We start from the raw sequence: 15,855 nt of genomic DNA, 5'->3' as shown, positions 1-15,855 counted from the left end.
GATCAATCCCTCAAGGATGCATTCAACTCTTCACCAAGGGCCCGCACGACATTGTCTACGGTCTCGGCAATCTCTTTCTCCTCCAGGGTGCGCTGGGTGTCTTGCAATACAAGACTGATGGCCAGGCTCTTCTTGTCCTCTGCCATACCAGCACCCTGGTATACGTCAAACAAGTTTATTCCAACTACCTGATTTCCGCCAACTTTTTTAATTACCGCAAGCACATCACCTGCCAGAACCTGACGATCGACCACGACGGCGATGTCGCGACGGTTCGCTGGGAACTTGGAAACTTCGGCTGCCACAGGCACCTTGGCCGGGGTCAGCTTGTCCAGCTCCAGCTCAAACATCACCGCGCGGCTCTTGAGGCCCAGCTTCTTCTCGAGGCTCGGGTGGATCACGCCGATGTGGCCGATGATCTCGCCATTGCGCAGGATGGCTGCGCTCTGGCCCGGGTGCAGGGCGCTGTGCTCGGTGCGCTCGAAGGTAAAGGTGGCCCCTTCGGCGGTCAATTCCAGCACCGCTTCCAGATCCCCTTTCAAATCAAAGAAGTCGGCGGCGCGGGTTTTGATATCCCAGTGCTCGTCGCTCTGGTTGCCAGTGATGATACCGGCCAGCATCGGCTCCTGACGGATGCCGTTCTCGGCGCTTTCATCCTTGATGAAACGCAGACCCTGCTCGAACAGACGCACGCGCGGCTGCTGACGGTTCTGGTTGTAAACGACGGCCTGCACCAGACCCGGGAACAGAGAGACGCGCATGGCGGACATCTCGACCGAGATCGGGTTCGGCAGTACGATGGCATCGCTCTGCGGGAACAGGGTTTGCTGGGTCTTGGGATCGACGAAGCTGTAGGTGATCGCTTCCTGGAAACCGCGGTCAACCAGCAGATCGCGTACGCGCTTCAGGGTCACCTGCCCTTCTGCCTGCTCCACCATCGCCAGAGAGGCGGTGGGTTTCAGGTTCGGGATATTGTTGTAGCCGTAGATGCGGGCCACTTCCTCGATGAGATCTTCCTCGATGGCGATATCGAAACGCCAGGAGGGTGCCAGAGCCATCCAACCGTCAGCATCCACAGTGACTTGCATGCCGAGGCGGGTCAGGATCTCGACCACCTGAGCATCCGCCACGCTGATACCGATCACCTTGTCGAGCTTGGCGCGACGCAGCTTGATGGGGGCAGCTTTCGGCAGATGGGCATCGGATTTGACCTCGATGACCGGACCCGCTTCACCGCCGCAGATGTCCAACAGCAGACGGGTGGCTCTGTCCATCACCTTGGCTTGCAGCTCGGGATCAACCCCACGCTCGAAGCGATGGGAAGAGTCGGTGTGCAGACCGTAAGCACGGGCACGACCTGTGATGGAGAGCGGCGCGAAGAAGGCGCACTCCAGCAAGATGTCGGTAGTGGTCTCGGATACACCGGTGCGGTTGCCGCCGAAGATACCGGCCATGCAGGCAGGACCTTTGGCATCGGCAATCACCAAGGTGGTCTCTTTGAGCTTCACTTCGTTACCGTCGAGCAGGGTCATCGGCTCGTCAGCGTGGGCGCGACGTACCACCAGTTCCCCTTCCAGGGTAGCCAGATCGAAGGCGTGCATCGGCTGACCGTATTCCAGCAGCAGATAGTTGGTGATGTCGACGATGGCGTCGATGGAGCGAATGCCGCCACGGCGCAGCTTCTCTTGCATCCAGAGCGGGCTCTGGGCCTGCAAGTTCAGCCCCTTGATGACGCGGCCCAGATAACGGGGGCAATCAGCTGGTGCTTCAACCCGGATCGGGAAAGTTGCATCAATGGTGGCAACAGCTGGTGCCCAGGTCGGCTCGACCACGTCCACGCTGTTAAGCACGCCAATTTCACGGGCCAGACCGGCGATACCGAGGCAATCGGCACGGTTCGGAGTCAGATCCACATCGATGGAGACGTCGTTCAGATTGAGGTAGTCGCGAATATCGGTACCGATGGGGGCATCGGCCGGCAGCTCAATGATGCCATCGGCTTCAACGTCGATACCCAGCTCGCCGAAGGAACAGAGCATGCCGTGGGACGGCTGGCCGCGCAGCTTGGCTTTCTTGATGGTGAAATCACCCGGCAGGGTCGCCCCTACTTTGGCCACACACACTTTCAAGCCCTGACGGCAGTTCGGTGCACCGCAGACAATGTCCAGCAGCTCGGCCTCGCCCACGTTGACCTTGGTCACCCGCAGCTTGTCGGCGTCCGGATGCTGGGCGCACTCGACCACTTCACCCACCACCACATTGTTGAACTGGCCGGCAACCGCTTCCACGGCGTCCACTTCCAGACCGGCCATGGTGATCTGCTCGGCCAGTGCGTTGTCACTCAACTCGGTGCGGACCCACTCCATCACCCAGGATTTACTGAATTTCATGTTCTCTCGCCCTTACTTGAACTGCTTGAGGAAGCGCAGGTCGTTTTCGAAGAAGGCACGCAGGTCGTTGACCCCGTAACGCAGCATGGTCAGGCGCTCAACGCCCATGCCGAAGGCAAAGCCGGAGTATTTTTCCGGATCGATGCCAACCGAACGCAGTACATTCGGGTGCACCATGCCGCAGCCCAGCACTTCCAGCCACTTGCCGTTCTTGCCCATCACGTCGACTTCGGCGCTAGGCTCGGTGAACGGGAAGTAGGAAGGACGAAAGCGAATGGTCAGATCTTCCTCGAAGTAGTTGCGCAGGAAGTCGTGCAGAATGCCCTTCAGTTCGGTAAAGCTGGCATGTTCGTCGACCAGCAGGCCTTCGACTTGGTGGAACATCGGGGTATGGGTCATGTCGTAGTCGTTACGATAGACGCGGCCCGGCGCGATGATGCGGATCGGCGGCTGCTGATGCTCCATGGTGCGGATCTGCACACCGGAGGTGTGGGTACGCAACATCAGATCAGGATTGAAGTAGAAGGTATCGTGATCGGTACGCGCCGGGTGATGAGCCGGAATGTTCAGCGCATCGAAGTTGTGGAAGCCATCTTCAATCTCGGGACCACGGGCAACCTTGAAGCCCATCTCGCCAAACAGGCGCTCGATGCGCTCGATGGTGCGGGTTACAGGATGAAGACCGCCATTCTCGATGCGGCGACCCGGCAGGCTGACGTCGATGGTCTCGGCGGCCAGCTTCTGATTCAGCACGGCGATTTCGAGCGCTTCACGACGCTCGTTCAGCGCATCCTGAACCTGCTGTTTGGCCTGGTTGATCACGGCGCCCGCGGCGGGACGCTCTTCGGCAGACAAGGCACCCAGGCCCTTCATCTGCTCGGTAAAAAAGCCCTTTTTACCCAGATATTTGACCCGGATCTCGTCGAGGGTAGCGATATCGCTCACGCCCTCAATTTCGGCTCTGGCTTGGCCGACTACTTCTTCAAGCTGTTGCATGTCTTCCTCGTCACCACTCCCGGTACAGGAGCCTTTAGGCTAAATAAGGTCAAGAGGGGAATAATACAAAAAAAGCCCCTTCGCTGACCATAGTTAAGGTGGGCTTTTCTCCCTACAAATCATTTTGTTATATCAAGTGAGTCTCACCAGCTCACCTACACTCTCAAATAATTGAATAAAAAATTAGTTTGTTGGCATATCTGATGTTTGTATAACTAGACATCTCTCACATATCACCTTCTGTGGAGAATGTGTTAACCGGCTGACAGATGTAGCAAGAGAAAGGACTATGTGATGTAGCGCTGCGGATTACAGATACAAAAAAGGAGGCCTGAGCCTCCTTTATTTTTTATAACAGAGCTGGATTAGACCAGAGCTGCTTTAGCTTTTTCAACCAGGGCGGTGAAAGCCAGCTTGTCGTGAACGGCGATATCGGAGAGGATCTTGCGATCGATCTCGATAGAAGCCTTCTTCAGACCGTTGATCAGACGGCTGTAGGACAGACCGTTCTGACGGGCTGCAGCGTTGATACGTGCAATCCACAGCTGACGGAACTGACGCTTTTTCTGGCGACGGTCACGGTAGGCATACTGACCAGCTTTGGTTACCGCTTGTACCGCTACGCGGTAGACACGGGAACGGGCGCCGTAGTAACCCTTGGCGGCTTTCATTACTTTCTTGTGACGAGCACGAGCAGTCACACCACGTTTAACTCTTGGCATTTTTCACATCCCCCCTTATGCGTACGGCAGACAAGCGACAACACGTTTGTGGTCGGCAGCGGAAACAAAGAACTTCGGTCCCAGCTGACGCTTACGCTTACTGCTCTTCTTGGTCAGGATGTGACGCAGGTGGTTGTGCTTGCACTTGAAGCGACCTGAGCCAGTCTTCTTGAAGCGCTTTGCGGCGCCCCGGTTGGTTTTCATCTTCGGCATTTCATACTCCGCATTGTGAGTGACAACAAAATCGCAAGGCGAACCGACTCATGGGGATAGCCCCATGAGTCAATTTCTTGTGGGCCTTAAGATTTCTTCTTAGGTGCGAGGACCATCACAGCTTGACGGCCTTCGACTTTCGGGAACGACTCGACTACGGCCAACTCTTCCAGATCGTTCTTGACACGCTCCAAAACCTTGATACCAAGATCCTGGTGGGCCATTTCACGACCACGGAAGCGCAGAGTGACCTTAGCCTTGTCCCCGTCTTCCAGAAAGCGAACCAGGTTGCGTAGTTTTACCTGATAGTCGCCTTCGTCAGTGCCAGGACGGAATTTGATTTCCTTGACCTGGACGACTTTCTGCTTTTTCTTCTGTTCTTTGGTTGTTTTGCTCTTTTCGTAGAGGAATTTGCCGTAATCCATGATCCGGCAAACGGGCGGCTCAGCATTTGGACTGATCTCGACCAGATCAACTCCGGCCTCTGCGGCCAAGTTCAGAGCATCCTGAATGGAGGTGATGCCAATGGCTTCACCATCCAGACCAGTCAGACGAACTTCTTTCAGACGGATCTCTTCATTGATCCGGTGAGCGCGGGCTTGCGGTTGCTTACCCAGTTTTTTTCCGCCTTTTATAGCTTATTCCTCCACTTTCTTTTGTCCGCGGGTCTGAACTTCCTGGGTCAACAGAGCGATGAACTCTTCAACAGGATAAGTGCCCAGGTCAGCCCCTTTACGAGTACGTACTGCAATCTTACCGGCTTCAACTTCTTTATCGCCGCAGACCAGCATGAAAGGTACTCGCTTCAAAGTATGCTCGCGGATTTTAAAGCCAATCTTCTCATTTCTCAAGTCCGCTTTTGCGCGAAGACCCGCATCATTCAATGCTTTGGCTACTTTCACAGCATAATCGGCCTGATTATCCGTGATATTCATGACCACAGCCTGAGTCGGTGCCAACCAGGTCGGGAACAGACCGGCGTACTCTTCAGTCAGAATACCGATGAAACGCTCGATAGAACCCAGGATGGCCCGGTGGATCATCACAGGTACGTGGCGATCGTTGTTTTCGCCCACATAAGTGGCACCCAGACGACCAGGCAGGGCAAAGTCGAGCTGCACGGTACCACATTGCCACGCACGATCAAGGCAATCGTGCAGAGTAAATTCAATTTTGGGACCGTAGAACGCCCCTTCACCCGGCTGCAAATCGTACTTCAGACCGTTGAGCTCCAGCGCTTCGGCCAGGGCTTTCTCGGCGCGATCCCACATCTCGTCGGAGCCGATACGCTGCTCGGGACGAGTGGAGAGCTTGACCACGATGTTCTCGAAGCCAAAGGTGCCGTACACGTCGTAGACCATACGAATACAACCGGAGACCTCTTCCATGATCTGCTCTTCGGTACAGAAGATGTGAGCGTCATCCTGAGTAAAGCCGCGCACCCGCATCAGACCGTGCAGGGAACCGGACGGCTCGTTGCGGTGGCAGGAACCAAACTCGGCCATACGCAGCGGCAAATCACGGTAGGACTTCAGCCCCTGGTTGAAGATCTGGACGTGACCCGGGCAGTTCATCGGCTTGATGGCGTACTCGCGGTTTTCGGACTGGGTGGTGAACATGGCCTGGGCATACTTCTCCCAGTGGCCTGAACGCTCCCACAGAACGCGGTCCATCATGAACGGACCTTTCACTTCCTGATAGTCGTACTCTTTGAGCTTGCCGCGGATAAAGGTTTCCAGCTCACGGAAGATGGTCCAGCCATCGTTGTGCCAGAACACCATACCGGGCGCTTCTTCCTGCATGTGATACAGGTCGAGCTGCTTGCCGATCTTGCGGTGGTCGCGCTTGGCGGCCTCTTCCAGACGCTGGAGATAGGCCTTGAGCTGCTTCTTGTCAGCCCAGGCGGTACCGTAGATACGCTGCAGCATCTTGTTGTTGGAGTCACCGCGCCAGTAGGCGCCGGACATCTTCAGCAACTTGAAGTGGTGGCAGTGACGCATGTTGGGCACGTGCGGGCCGCGACACATGTCGATGTACTCTTCGTGATGATAGAGACCTGGCTGGTCATCACGGGCGATATTCTGATCCAAGATTTCGACTTTGTAAGACTCGCCGCGCGCTTCGAATACATCACGCGCTTCTTGCCAGGAGACTTTCTTCTTGATGACGTCGTAATCCTTGGCTACCAGCGCCAGCATGCGCTCTTCCAGGGCAGCCAGATCTTCATCGGTCAGGGTGCGGTCAAGATCAACGTCATAGTAGAAGCCGTTGTCGATTACAGGACCGATGGCCATCTTGGTCTGGGGCCAGAGTTGCTTGATAGCATGACCCAGCAAGTGGGCGCAGGAGTGGCGCAGGATGTCCAGACCTTCTTCGTCTTTGGCGGTGATGATGGCCAGCGCAGCATCGGCTTCGATCAGCTCGCACGCATCCACCAGTTCACCGTTTACCCGACCGGCAATGCACGCCTTGGCGAGACCGGGACCGATGTCCGCAGCCACATCCATGACGGAAACAGAGTGGGCAAATTGACGTTGGCTGCCGTCAGGCAGAGTAATGATTGGCATTATGTGTTTCCTTATACAGTGGTGACCCCTACCAAAGGTCACATGCGGGATGGAAAAGAGATTCAAATAAGGTGATGTTCTGGTTCTCCACAGCACTTTGCGAAGACGGCCTGACACGTAAACCACATGTCTAACGTGACAAACCAAGCCAAAACGGCCCCATGCTACCAGAAGTCGGGCGTGCTGTATCGGATTTGCAGATATTTTCTACAGTCAAATGAGTCGCCTACCGACTATTCACCAAGCAGGGATTGCCAGTTGAAGTCAAAGTCACTGCTCCCCTCCTCGGCCAGCGCCAGCTCTTGCAGCACCTGAAGCGCCAGCTTGTTACCCTTTTGTGCCGCCTGATAGAGCCACTGTTTCGCCTGAGGCAAATCGACCCTGCCGCTGACCCCCGTCAGATGAAGGACGCCGACTTTCAGCATGGCCGGGACATCACCATTACGGGCAGCCTGATCCATCCAGTGAAAGGCTTGGCGCAGATCACGCTTGACCCCGACACCACGCAGATAGAGCTCTGCCAGCCGGTATTGGCCGAAGGGATCACCTGCCTGCGCCGACTGGCGATAGAGGCTGATGGCCTGATGGATATCCTGCTCGCTCCCCTGCCCTACCTCATGGCTCCAGCCCATCAAGGCTTGCGCCCTAGGTTGCCCTTGCGCCGCCAGTGGCGACCAGATCCGGGTCGCCTCATCGAAGTGACCGGTGCGCCAGGCACGGTTGGCGGCAGCCATCTCCTGCTCGGTGGAGAGCGGAAGCAGACGCCAGATAACCAGCGCAAGCAGACAGATAAACAGCCAACGGGAAGTGGTGGGGCTCATGATGATTTCCGTGATCCAATTCTCATTTCGTCTATGTAAACGAAATGTAGCGCCGCGATCAAGCAAGAGATCCCAGCGACAACCCTTTTTGCACTCGGTCGATCAGCAGTTGTTGTCATTTATCCGGGGCACCGGCAAAATAACTGTATGTATGAACAGTGTCGGTGCACACCATGGCAGGACGAGGCAGCCCCTACAATATCGATCACCGTTTTAGCGGTCCCCTTGTCGAGGCGGTCGATGACGGCTGGCAATCGTCCGATTGGGATGCCGCCTTCACCCCCTCTGTGCCTGGCACCGAGGTGCGGGAGATCGGTGCACGCAGCATCATCAGCTACAACAGCTCACCGGATGTCCCCTTTGGTCGCTCCATCAACCCCTATCAGGGATGCGAACACGGCTGCATCTACTGCTATGCCAGACCCAGCCATGCCTATCTGGAGCTCTCCCCCGGCCTCGATTTCGAGAGCAAGCTGTTTGCCAAACGCAATGCAGCCGACCTGCTGCGCCGGGAGTTTGCCAAACCTGCCTATCAGCCACAGACCATCGTCATTGGCGCCAATACCGATCCCTATCAACCCATCGAACAGCGCTATCGCCTGACCCGGCAGTTGCTGGAAGTGATGCTGGCCCACCGCCACCCGGTCGGGCTCATTACCAAGAGCGCCATGATCTTGCGCGACCTCGATCTGTTGACCGAGCTGGCCAGAGAGGGACTGTGTCAGGTGATGGTGTCGGTGACGACCTTGAACGAAACCCTGCGCCGACAGCTGGAGCCCCGCGCCAGCACGGGCGCCGGCCGCTTGAAAGTGATCGAGAAGCTGGCCAACGCTGGCGTACAGGTGGGGGTATTGGCCGCCCCCATGATCCCGCGGCTCAATGAGCCGGAGCTGGAGCAGATCATCAAATCGGCGGCCGAGGCGGGCGCCAGCTGCGCCGATTACATCCTGCTGCGGCTGCCCCACGAGTTGGCGCCGCTATTTGGGGACTGGCTCGATACCCACTATCCGGGCCAGAAGGAGGCTATTTTGAATCAGTTGCGAGCCAGCCGCGGTGGCGGGCTCAACAGTACCGCCTTCGGTACCCGCATGCGCGGTGAGGGGCATTTTGCCGATCTGCTGGCCCAGCGCTTTCGCCTCATCAGCAAGCGCCTCGATCTGGGCAAACGTCATATTCAGCTCAGGCTGGATGGGTTTATCCGCCCCGGGGAGCAGCTGTCGCTCTTCTAATCCCCCTGCTCACGCCCTTCACACATCAGGCGTGCCAAGAGCTTGAGAGGAAGATATGGCGCAACACATCCCGTGGAAATCCCGCTTTTCAGAATTTTCCAACGAAGTAGCCATGTCACGACAAGAAAGCGCTATCCGGTAAAGAGAGGGCTAACGCCTTAGCCTGCGCGCTGATCCCGCCCCTGTTGCACCATTTCAACCGGTAGTCGCGAGGGTTCATGAGCCACTTCGTGCTCATCCTCTTCATATTGCGGCACCTCTGACTCGCCCCATACCCGGCTCCACCAAATTTCCCACGTGATCCAACTGGTCATATGCAGCTCCTGAGGGTGAAGGTGATGGCAACAACGCACCACTCGCCCGGCAGGATAGCGACTGGGAATGACAGGGAAATGACAAAAAAATCACTTGTAAAAAGGCAACTGGCGGTGGCGAGGAAAAGCCGAAACAGTTCACATATTCGGCGAAATCATCCTGAAAGCGGTCACAAATCTGCAGGTTGTGAATTGCAGCACATCCTGTTCCCGCCAAAGCTGGGTTGCCCATTCAGGCATCTATAAAAACAGGGACACAATAATGAAACACACAGCGGGAATATGGGCGATCACAGGCATGCTGATCGCCCCCTTGGCGCACGCCGACGTCATACTGCACGCCTTCAACTGGAAGTACAGTGAAGTGACCGCCAAAGCCGACCTTATCAAGTCAGCCGGTTACAAACAGGTACTCATCTCGCCACCTCTCAAGTCCTCCGGCAACGAATGGTGGGCCCGTTACCAGCCGCAGGATCTGCGTCTTGTCGACTCACCCCTTGGCAACAAACAGGATCTCGAGCAGCTGATCGCCGCCATGAAAGCGCGGGGCATCGCCGTCTATGCCGATGTGGTGCTCAACCACATGGCCAACGAAAGCTGGAAACGCAGCGATCTCAACTATCCCGGCAACGACCTGCTGCAAAGCTACGCCAGCAACCCGGCCTATTTCGAGCGCCAGAAACTGTTTGGCGATCTCGGGCAAAACTTCCTCTCCGGTCAGGATTTTCATCCCGAAGGGTGCATCAGCGACTGGAGCGATCCGGGTCATGTCCAGTATTGGCGACTCTGTGGCGGTGCCGGTGACAAGGGGCTGCCGGACTTGGATCCCAACAACTGGGTAGTCAGCCAGCAACAGGCTTATCTCAAGGCGCTCAAGGGGATGGGGATCAAGGGTTTTCGGGTCGATGCGGTCAAACACATGAGCGATTACCAGATCAATGCCATCTTCACCCCCGAGATCAAACAGGGGATGCACGTATTTGGCGAGGTGATCACCACAGGGGGCGCAGGTAGCACCGATTACGAGCGCTTCCTCAAACCCTACCTCGACAACAGCGGTCAGGGGGCCTATGACTTTCCGCTGTTTGCCTCCTTGCGCGGCGCGTTCAGTTACGGTGGCAGCATGAACCTGCTGGCGGATCCGGGCGCCTATGGTCAGGCGCTACCGGGCAGTCGCGCCGTCACCTTTGCCGTGACCCACGACATCCCCACCAACGACGGCTTCCGCTATCAGATCTTAAGCCAGACTGACGAGAAGCTGGCCTATGCCTACCTGCTCGGCCGCGATGGTGGCTCGCCGCTGGTCTACTCCGATCATGGCGAAACCCGAGACAAGGATGGCTTGCGTTGGCAGGATTACTACCAGCGCGCCGATCTCAAGGGAATGATCCGCTTCCACAATGCGGTGCAGGGCCAACCCATGCAGCTAGTCGGCAGCGGTGACTGCTTCGTGTTGTTCAAACGAGGCAAACAGGGGCTGGTCGGCATCAACAAGTGCGACTATGAGCAGGAGTACTGGCTCGATACCGCCAGGTTCGAGATGAACTGGTATCGCAACTATCGTGACGTGCTCGACCAAGGCGCCGTGGTCAACGTGCAGAGCCAGTGGGTACGGGTCGCCATTCCCGCCCGCAGCGCCAGAATGTGGCTGCAGGAGTGATCCAGCCGTAAGATCAGCGGAGAGTCATAAAAAGCAGACAAATAAAAAGAGCGACCACCAGGGTCGCTCTTTTTGCTCAGAGACGTTGCTCGGGTAACAGGTGACGATTACTCGTCGCCCGCATCGACCGCATCAGTGCCGGTCGCGGTATCGGTACCTTCAGATACCTCACCGTCAACGGCCAAAGCGTCGTTTTCGTCTTCGTCGCTCTCGGCGATACGCTGCAGGCCAACCACGGTCTCGTCTTCACCGGTACGGATCAGACGGACACCGCCGGTGTTACGGCCAATGACGCTCACCTCGGCAACACGGGTACGCACCAGGGTACCGCCGTTGGTGATCAGCATGATCTGGTCGGTATCTTCGACCTGGATCGCATCGATCACCTTGCCATTACGCTCATCCACCTTGATGGAGATAACGCCCTGGGTACCACGGCTCTTGGTCGGGTATTCGGCCAACGCAGTCCGCTTGCCGTAACCGTTCTCGGTGGCGGTGAGGATGGCACCTTCGCCTCGCGGAACGATGAGGGAAACCACCTTGTCACCGGTGCCCAGCTTGATGCCACGGACACCGGCTGCGGTACGACCCATGGGACGCACACCCTTGAAGGTACCCTTGCTTTCGGTGCCTTCGCCGTTGTCGCTACCATCATCGTCGTTGCCGGCATCGTCGTCGGTTTCAACGTCATCGCTGACATCGGCATCAGCGCGACCGCTGCCTTCCGCGAAGCGAACGACTTTGCCCGCGTCGGAGAAGAGCATGATCTCGTTGCTGCCGTCGGTGATATCCACCCCGATCAGCTCATCGCCCTCTTTGAGGTTGATGGCGCGGATACCGGAGGAGAGCGGACGGCTGAAGTCGGAGAGACTGGTCTTCTTCACGGTACCGTTGGCGGTGGCGAAGAAGACATACTTCTCGGCGTCATATTCCTTCACCGGCAGGATAGCGGTGATACGCTCACCCTCTTCCAGCGGCAGCAAGTTGATGATCGGACGACCACGGGCGCCACGGGACGCTTCCGGCAGCTGGTAAACCTTGAGCCAGTAGACCTTGCCACGGGTGGAGAAGCACAAAATGGTGTCGTGGGTGTTGGCCACCAGCAGACGCTCCACAAAGTCCTCTTCCTTGATCCGGGTGGCCGACTTGCCACGACCACCGCGGCGCTGGGCCTCATAGTCGGAGAGCGGCTGATACTTCACATAGCCCTGGTGAGACAGGGTAACCACCACGTCTTCCGGGGTGATCAGATCTTCGATGTTGATCTCGGCACTGGACATGCTGATCTCGGTGCGACGCTCGTCGCCATACTGCTCACGCACAGCCAGCAGTTCATCGCGGATCACTTCCATCAGACGAGCCGGGCTCGCCAGGATGTGCAGCAGCTCGGCAATGAGATCCAAAAGAGATTGGTACTCTTCCAGGATCTTCTCGTGCTCGAGGCCAGTCAGCTTGTGCAGACGCAGGTCAAGGATGGCCTGGGCTTGCTGTTCGGTCAGGAAGTATTGACCTTCACGGATACCGAACTCGGGCTCGAGCCACTCGGGCCGTGCTGCGTCGTCGCCCGCTTTTTCCAGCATGGCGGCCACGTTGCCGAGTTCCCAGCCCTTGGCAACCAGGCCCGCTTTCGCGTCGGCCGGGGTCGCGCTGTGGCGGATCAGCTCAATGATGGGATCGATATTGGCCAGCGCAACCGCCAAACCTTCCAAAATGTGTGCCCGATCCCGCGCCTTGCGCAGTTCGAACACGGTCCGGCGAGTCACCACTTCACGGCGGTGCAGCAGGAACGCATCCAGGATCTCTTTAAGGTTCATCACCTTGGGCTGGTTGTTATCGAGCGCCACCATGTTGATGCCGAACGTGGTCTGCATCTGGGTGTGCTTGTAGAGATTGTTCAGCACAATCTCGCCGGACTCGCCGCGCTTGATCTCGATAACGATGCGCATGCCGTCTTTGTCAGACTCATCGCGCAGGGCACTGATGCCCTCGATCTTCTTCTCTTTGACCAGCTCGGCGATCTTCTCGATCAACCGCGCCTTGTTCACCTGATAGGGGATCTCGTGAACGATGATGGTCTCGCGACTGGTCTTCTCGTCCACTTCCACTTCAGCTTTGGCCCGCACATAGATGGAGCCACGACCGGTACGGTACGCCTGCACGATGCCGGAACGACCGTTGATAATGCCGCCGGTGGGGAAATCAGGGCCGGTGATGTAGGTCATCAGCTCGTCAATGGTGAGGTCGCCGTTTTCGATCAGCGCCAGGCAGCCATTGACAATCTCGGTGAGGTTGTGAGGTGGAATGTTGGTCGCCATGCCCACCGCGATACCGGAGGAGCCGTTGACCAGCAGGTTGGGAACCTTGGTAGGCATGACCGCCGGGATCATCTCGGTACCGTCGTAGTTCGGCACCCAGTCCACGGTCTCTTTGTCCAGATCAGCCAGCAGCTCGTGGGAGATGCGGGCCATCCGCACTTCGGTATAACGCATCGCCGCGGCGCTGTCGCCGTCGACTGAACCGAAGTTGCCCTGACCATCGACCAGCATGTAACGCATGGAGAAATCCTGCGCCATCCGGACAATGGTGTCATACACAGCGCTATCGCCGTGCGGGTGATATTTACCAATTACATCACCGACCACACGGGCCGATTTTTTATAGGGCTTGTTCCAGTCGTTCCCCAACTCGTTCATAGCAAACAGAACGCGGCGGTGAACCGGTTTCAAGCCATCACGCACATCCGGCAGAGCTCGTCCTACGATCACGCTCATGGCGTAATCAAGATAGGAACTCTTGAGCTCTTCTTCGATGTTGACCGGCGTGATCTCTCTGGCCAGATCGCTCATAGAAAGCCTTATCCCTAATTAGTTGTTCTTTGGCTTAAACAGCGCGACATGGTAACACACTGAGCCAAATACCTTAAGCCACAAATCGGGTATCAGATCAGGCTGGTGTGACAAAGTCCGTCCGTTATAATGCCCGCCAGGACAATAGATTGCGCCCATGACTCAGAAGCGGGCGCCCTGCCACAGGATCTTCGAAAAATGAACAGTGATGCCAATGTCGATCTGACAGAAATCGCCAAGTTTGAAGCCATCGCCTCCCGCTGGTGGGACATGGAGGGTGAATTCAAACCCCTGCATCAAATCAATCCGGTACGCCTTGACTGGATCACCGACAAAAGTGGCGGTCTGTTTGGCAAGCGCATTCTCGATATCGGGTGTGGTGGCGGTATTCTCTCCGAGAGCATGGCCCGTCGTGGGGCACAGGTTACCGGTATCGATATGGGCAAGGAGCCCCTTGGCGTCGCCCGCCTGCACGCCCTGGAGCAGGGGATCGAGCTAGAGTACCGCCAGATCACTGCCGAAGCTCACGCTGAAGAAGCGCCCGGCCAGTATGACGTAGTCACCTGCATGGAGATGCTGGAGCATGTGCCGGACCCCGCCTCCGTGCTGCGCGCCATCGCTACCCTGGTGCGCCCGGGTGGCCGGGTGTTCGTCTCCACCATCAACCGCAACCCCAAATCCTATCTGATGATGATCATCGGGGCCGAATACCTGATGAAGATGGTGCCCAAGGGTACCCACGATCACAAAAAATTCATCACCCCGGCCGAACTGTGTCGCATGGGTGAAGCCGCTGGCCTGCTGGTGAGGGACATGAGCGGCGTCCACTACGCCCCCCTCACCAACCAGTTCAAGCTCGGCAAGAATGTCGACGTCAACTATATGGTGGAGTTTGTCCGCCCGGAGCAAGGTTGATGAGCGCCTCTCATCTGCAGCCTCTTCGTTGCGTGCTGTTCGATCTGGATGGCACCCTGCTCGACACAGCCCCGGATCTGGGTGCCGCAGTCAACCACGTACTGATCAGCGAAGGCTTTGCGCCGCTCTCTGACGACATCATTCGTCAGACCACCTCCCATGGGGCGCTCGGGCTGCTGAAAGCGGGTCTTGGCGACGAACTGCTTGAAGAGCTGGGGGCCACGCGTCTGCGCAATGCCCTGCTCGACTACTACGCAGCCAATCTCTGCGTCGGTACCCGCCCCTATGAAGGAATGGTGGATCTTATCGAGTGGCTGGATGAAAAACAGCTCCCCTGGGGCATCGTCACCAACAAGCCGGGCTTTCTCACCGAGCCGCTGCTGGCAGCCCTGCCACAGCTCGCCAACTGCGGCGTAACGGTCAGCGCCGACACCCTGCCGGTACGCAAGCCCGACCCCGCCCCCATGTATTTTGCCAGCGAGAAGCTGGGAGTCGAGGCGGCTCACTGCCTCTATGTGGGGGATCATGTGCGGGATATCGAAGCGGGCCGCAATGCTGGGATGCGCACGGCCGTCGCTGGTTGGGGGTATCTCAATGATGAGGAAGACCCCGCCCAGTGGGGCGCTGATCTGCAGTTTGATACCGTGCAAGCCCTGCACCACTGGCTGCGCTATGAGTTGACGGCCAAGGTGTAACGGCAGCCTTACCGGCTGACATGTGATAACGGGGTGGAGAGACTCTCCGCCCCCTAAATCTCTTCCTTTACGCTCCCGCGTCCTGCGCCACCGTCACTCCTCTATTGATGGATAATAAAGGCAACTTACCGCCTGTTGGATACCCATTTGACAAGCTCATAGCCGTCACAAAGCGGCCACAACACCCCATCGTCTGATGCAAAGCCCTTGCCACGCTGAGCCCGCGGCTAGAACAACTGGACAGCTTTTGACCCTTATTGCATAAGGGATAATCAGCCGCCGTTTGCTAGTAAAAAGCACCCTGTTCCGCAAGCAAAAAAAGTTATTTAAATTTTCCATCTTCGATCGGGAGACTTGCATTTAGCGGAGCGGACGAATGAAAACCCGCTCACTGTGAGCGGTCACTAACTGAGGTGGCAAGACTCACAATTTATCCACAGCTCGTCACTTATCCACACATTGCAATGGCGGGCTGACCTCACTATCT

The 15,855-nt window shown here is 57.2% G+C and carries 13 protein-coding genes; 4 read left to right on the top strand and 9 right to left on the bottom strand.

Features of this window, described 5'->3' with window-relative positions; translation table 11 throughout:
• Positions 1 to 2: 2 nt before the first annotated feature.
• The 7 genes from pheT to G5171_RS01865 all read right to left on the bottom strand — a co-directional run bounded on the left by pheT (position 3) and on the right by G5171_RS01865 (position 7,709).
• On the bottom strand, positions 3 to 2,390 hold the full coding sequence (gene pheT / locus G5171_RS01895; protein WP_421259744.1) for a phenylalanine--tRNA ligase subunit beta: 2,388 nt from the start codon (positions 2,388 to 2,390) through the stop codon (positions 3 to 5).
• Positions 2,391 to 2,402: 12 nt separating this feature from the next.
• Positions 2,403 to 3,386 (bottom strand): phenylalanine--tRNA ligase subunit alpha, encoded by a 984-nt coding sequence (gene pheS, locus G5171_RS01890; RefSeq protein WP_139459358.1) that lies wholly within the window; start codon positions 3,384 to 3,386, stop codon positions 2,403 to 2,405.
• A gap of 365 nt (positions 3,387 to 3,751) precedes the next feature.
• Complete coding sequence (gene rplT, locus G5171_RS01885) at positions 3,752 to 4,108, bottom strand: 50S ribosomal protein L20 (RefSeq protein WP_005300683.1); 357 nt, start codon at positions 4,106 to 4,108, stop codon at positions 3,752 to 3,754.
• A 15-nt stretch (positions 4,109 to 4,123) separates the two neighbouring features.
• Complete coding sequence (gene rpmI, locus G5171_RS01880; RefSeq protein WP_005300673.1) at positions 4,124 to 4,321, bottom strand: 50S ribosomal protein L35; 198 nt, start codon at positions 4,319 to 4,321, stop codon at positions 4,124 to 4,126.
• An 86-nt stretch (positions 4,322 to 4,407) separates the two neighbouring features.
• Positions 4,408 to 4,938, bottom strand: a complete 531-nt coding sequence (gene infC, locus G5171_RS01875) for a translation initiation factor IF-3 (protein ID WP_196783562.1) — start codon at positions 4,936 to 4,938, stop codon at positions 4,408 to 4,410.
• Between the two features lie 21 nt (positions 4,939 to 4,959).
• Positions 4,960 to 6,888: a threonine--tRNA ligase gene (gene thrS, locus G5171_RS01870; RefSeq protein ID WP_005336690.1), complete on the bottom strand. Its 1,929-nt coding sequence runs from the start codon at positions 6,886 to 6,888 to the stop codon at positions 4,960 to 4,962.
• Positions 6,889 to 7,121: 233 nt separating this feature from the next.
• Positions 7,122 to 7,709: a tetratricopeptide repeat protein gene (locus G5171_RS01865; RefSeq protein WP_421250160.1), complete on the bottom strand. Its 588-nt coding sequence runs from the start codon at positions 7,707 to 7,709 to the stop codon at positions 7,122 to 7,124.
• A 173-nt stretch (positions 7,710 to 7,882) separates the two neighbouring features.
• Between G5171_RS01865 and G5171_RS01860 the strand changes: the two genes are divergently transcribed.
• Positions 7,883 to 8,938, top strand: coding sequence for a PA0069 family radical SAM protein (locus tag G5171_RS01860; RefSeq protein WP_337072215.1), 1,056 nt, complete (start codon positions 7,883 to 7,885; stop codon positions 8,936 to 8,938).
• Positions 8,939 to 9,096: 158 nt separating this feature from the next.
• On the opposite strand, the gene G5171_RS01855 is transcribed toward G5171_RS01860, so the two are convergent.
• Positions 9,097 to 9,252 (bottom strand): hypothetical protein, encoded by a 156-nt coding sequence (locus tag G5171_RS01855; protein ID WP_005336695.1) that lies wholly within the window; start codon positions 9,250 to 9,252, stop codon positions 9,097 to 9,099.
• A 262-nt stretch (positions 9,253 to 9,514) separates the two neighbouring features.
• Between G5171_RS01855 and G5171_RS01850 the strand changes: the two genes are divergently transcribed.
• Positions 9,515 to 10,912 carry an alpha-amylase family protein gene (locus G5171_RS01850; RefSeq protein WP_421250161.1) on the top strand — a complete coding sequence of 466 codons (1,398 nt, stop codon included), beginning with the start codon at positions 9,515 to 9,517 and terminating at the stop codon, positions 10,910 to 10,912.
• Positions 10,913 to 11,019: 107 nt separating this feature from the next.
• Here G5171_RS01850 and gyrA read toward each other — a convergent pair whose 3' ends face one another.
• Positions 11,020 to 13,758: a DNA topoisomerase (ATP-hydrolyzing) subunit A gene (gyrA, locus tag G5171_RS01845; RefSeq protein ID WP_421250162.1), complete on the bottom strand. Its 2,739-nt coding sequence runs from the start codon at positions 13,756 to 13,758 to the stop codon at positions 11,020 to 11,022.
• Positions 13,759 to 13,956: 198 nt separating this feature from the next.
• On the opposite strand from gyrA, the gene ubiG reads away from it, so the two are divergent.
• The gene (gene ubiG, locus G5171_RS01840) at positions 13,957 to 14,673 is read left to right on the top strand and encodes a bifunctional 2-polyprenyl-6-hydroxyphenol methylase/3-demethylubiquinol 3-O-methyltransferase UbiG (RefSeq protein ID WP_421259743.1); all 717 of its coding nucleotides are present in this window, start codon (positions 13,957 to 13,959) and stop codon (positions 14,671 to 14,673) included.
• The gene (locus G5171_RS01835) at positions 14,673 to 15,368 is read left to right on the top strand and encodes an HAD family hydrolase (RefSeq protein ID WP_421250164.1); all 696 of its coding nucleotides are present in this window, start codon (positions 14,673 to 14,675) and stop codon (positions 15,366 to 15,368) included. Before ubiG ends, G5171_RS01835 begins: the two co-directional genes overlap by 1 nt.
• Positions 15,369 to 15,855 lie beyond the last annotated feature (487 nt).

The organism is Aeromonas sp. 600774, assembly GCF_049175075.1.
In the GTDB taxonomy this organism is placed as follows: domain Bacteria; phylum Pseudomonadota; class Gammaproteobacteria; order Enterobacterales; family Aeromonadaceae; genus Aeromonas; species Aeromonas veronii_A.
Note: the sequence above shows the minus strand (reverse complement) of the source record. Positions and strands in the feature narration are given on the sequence as shown.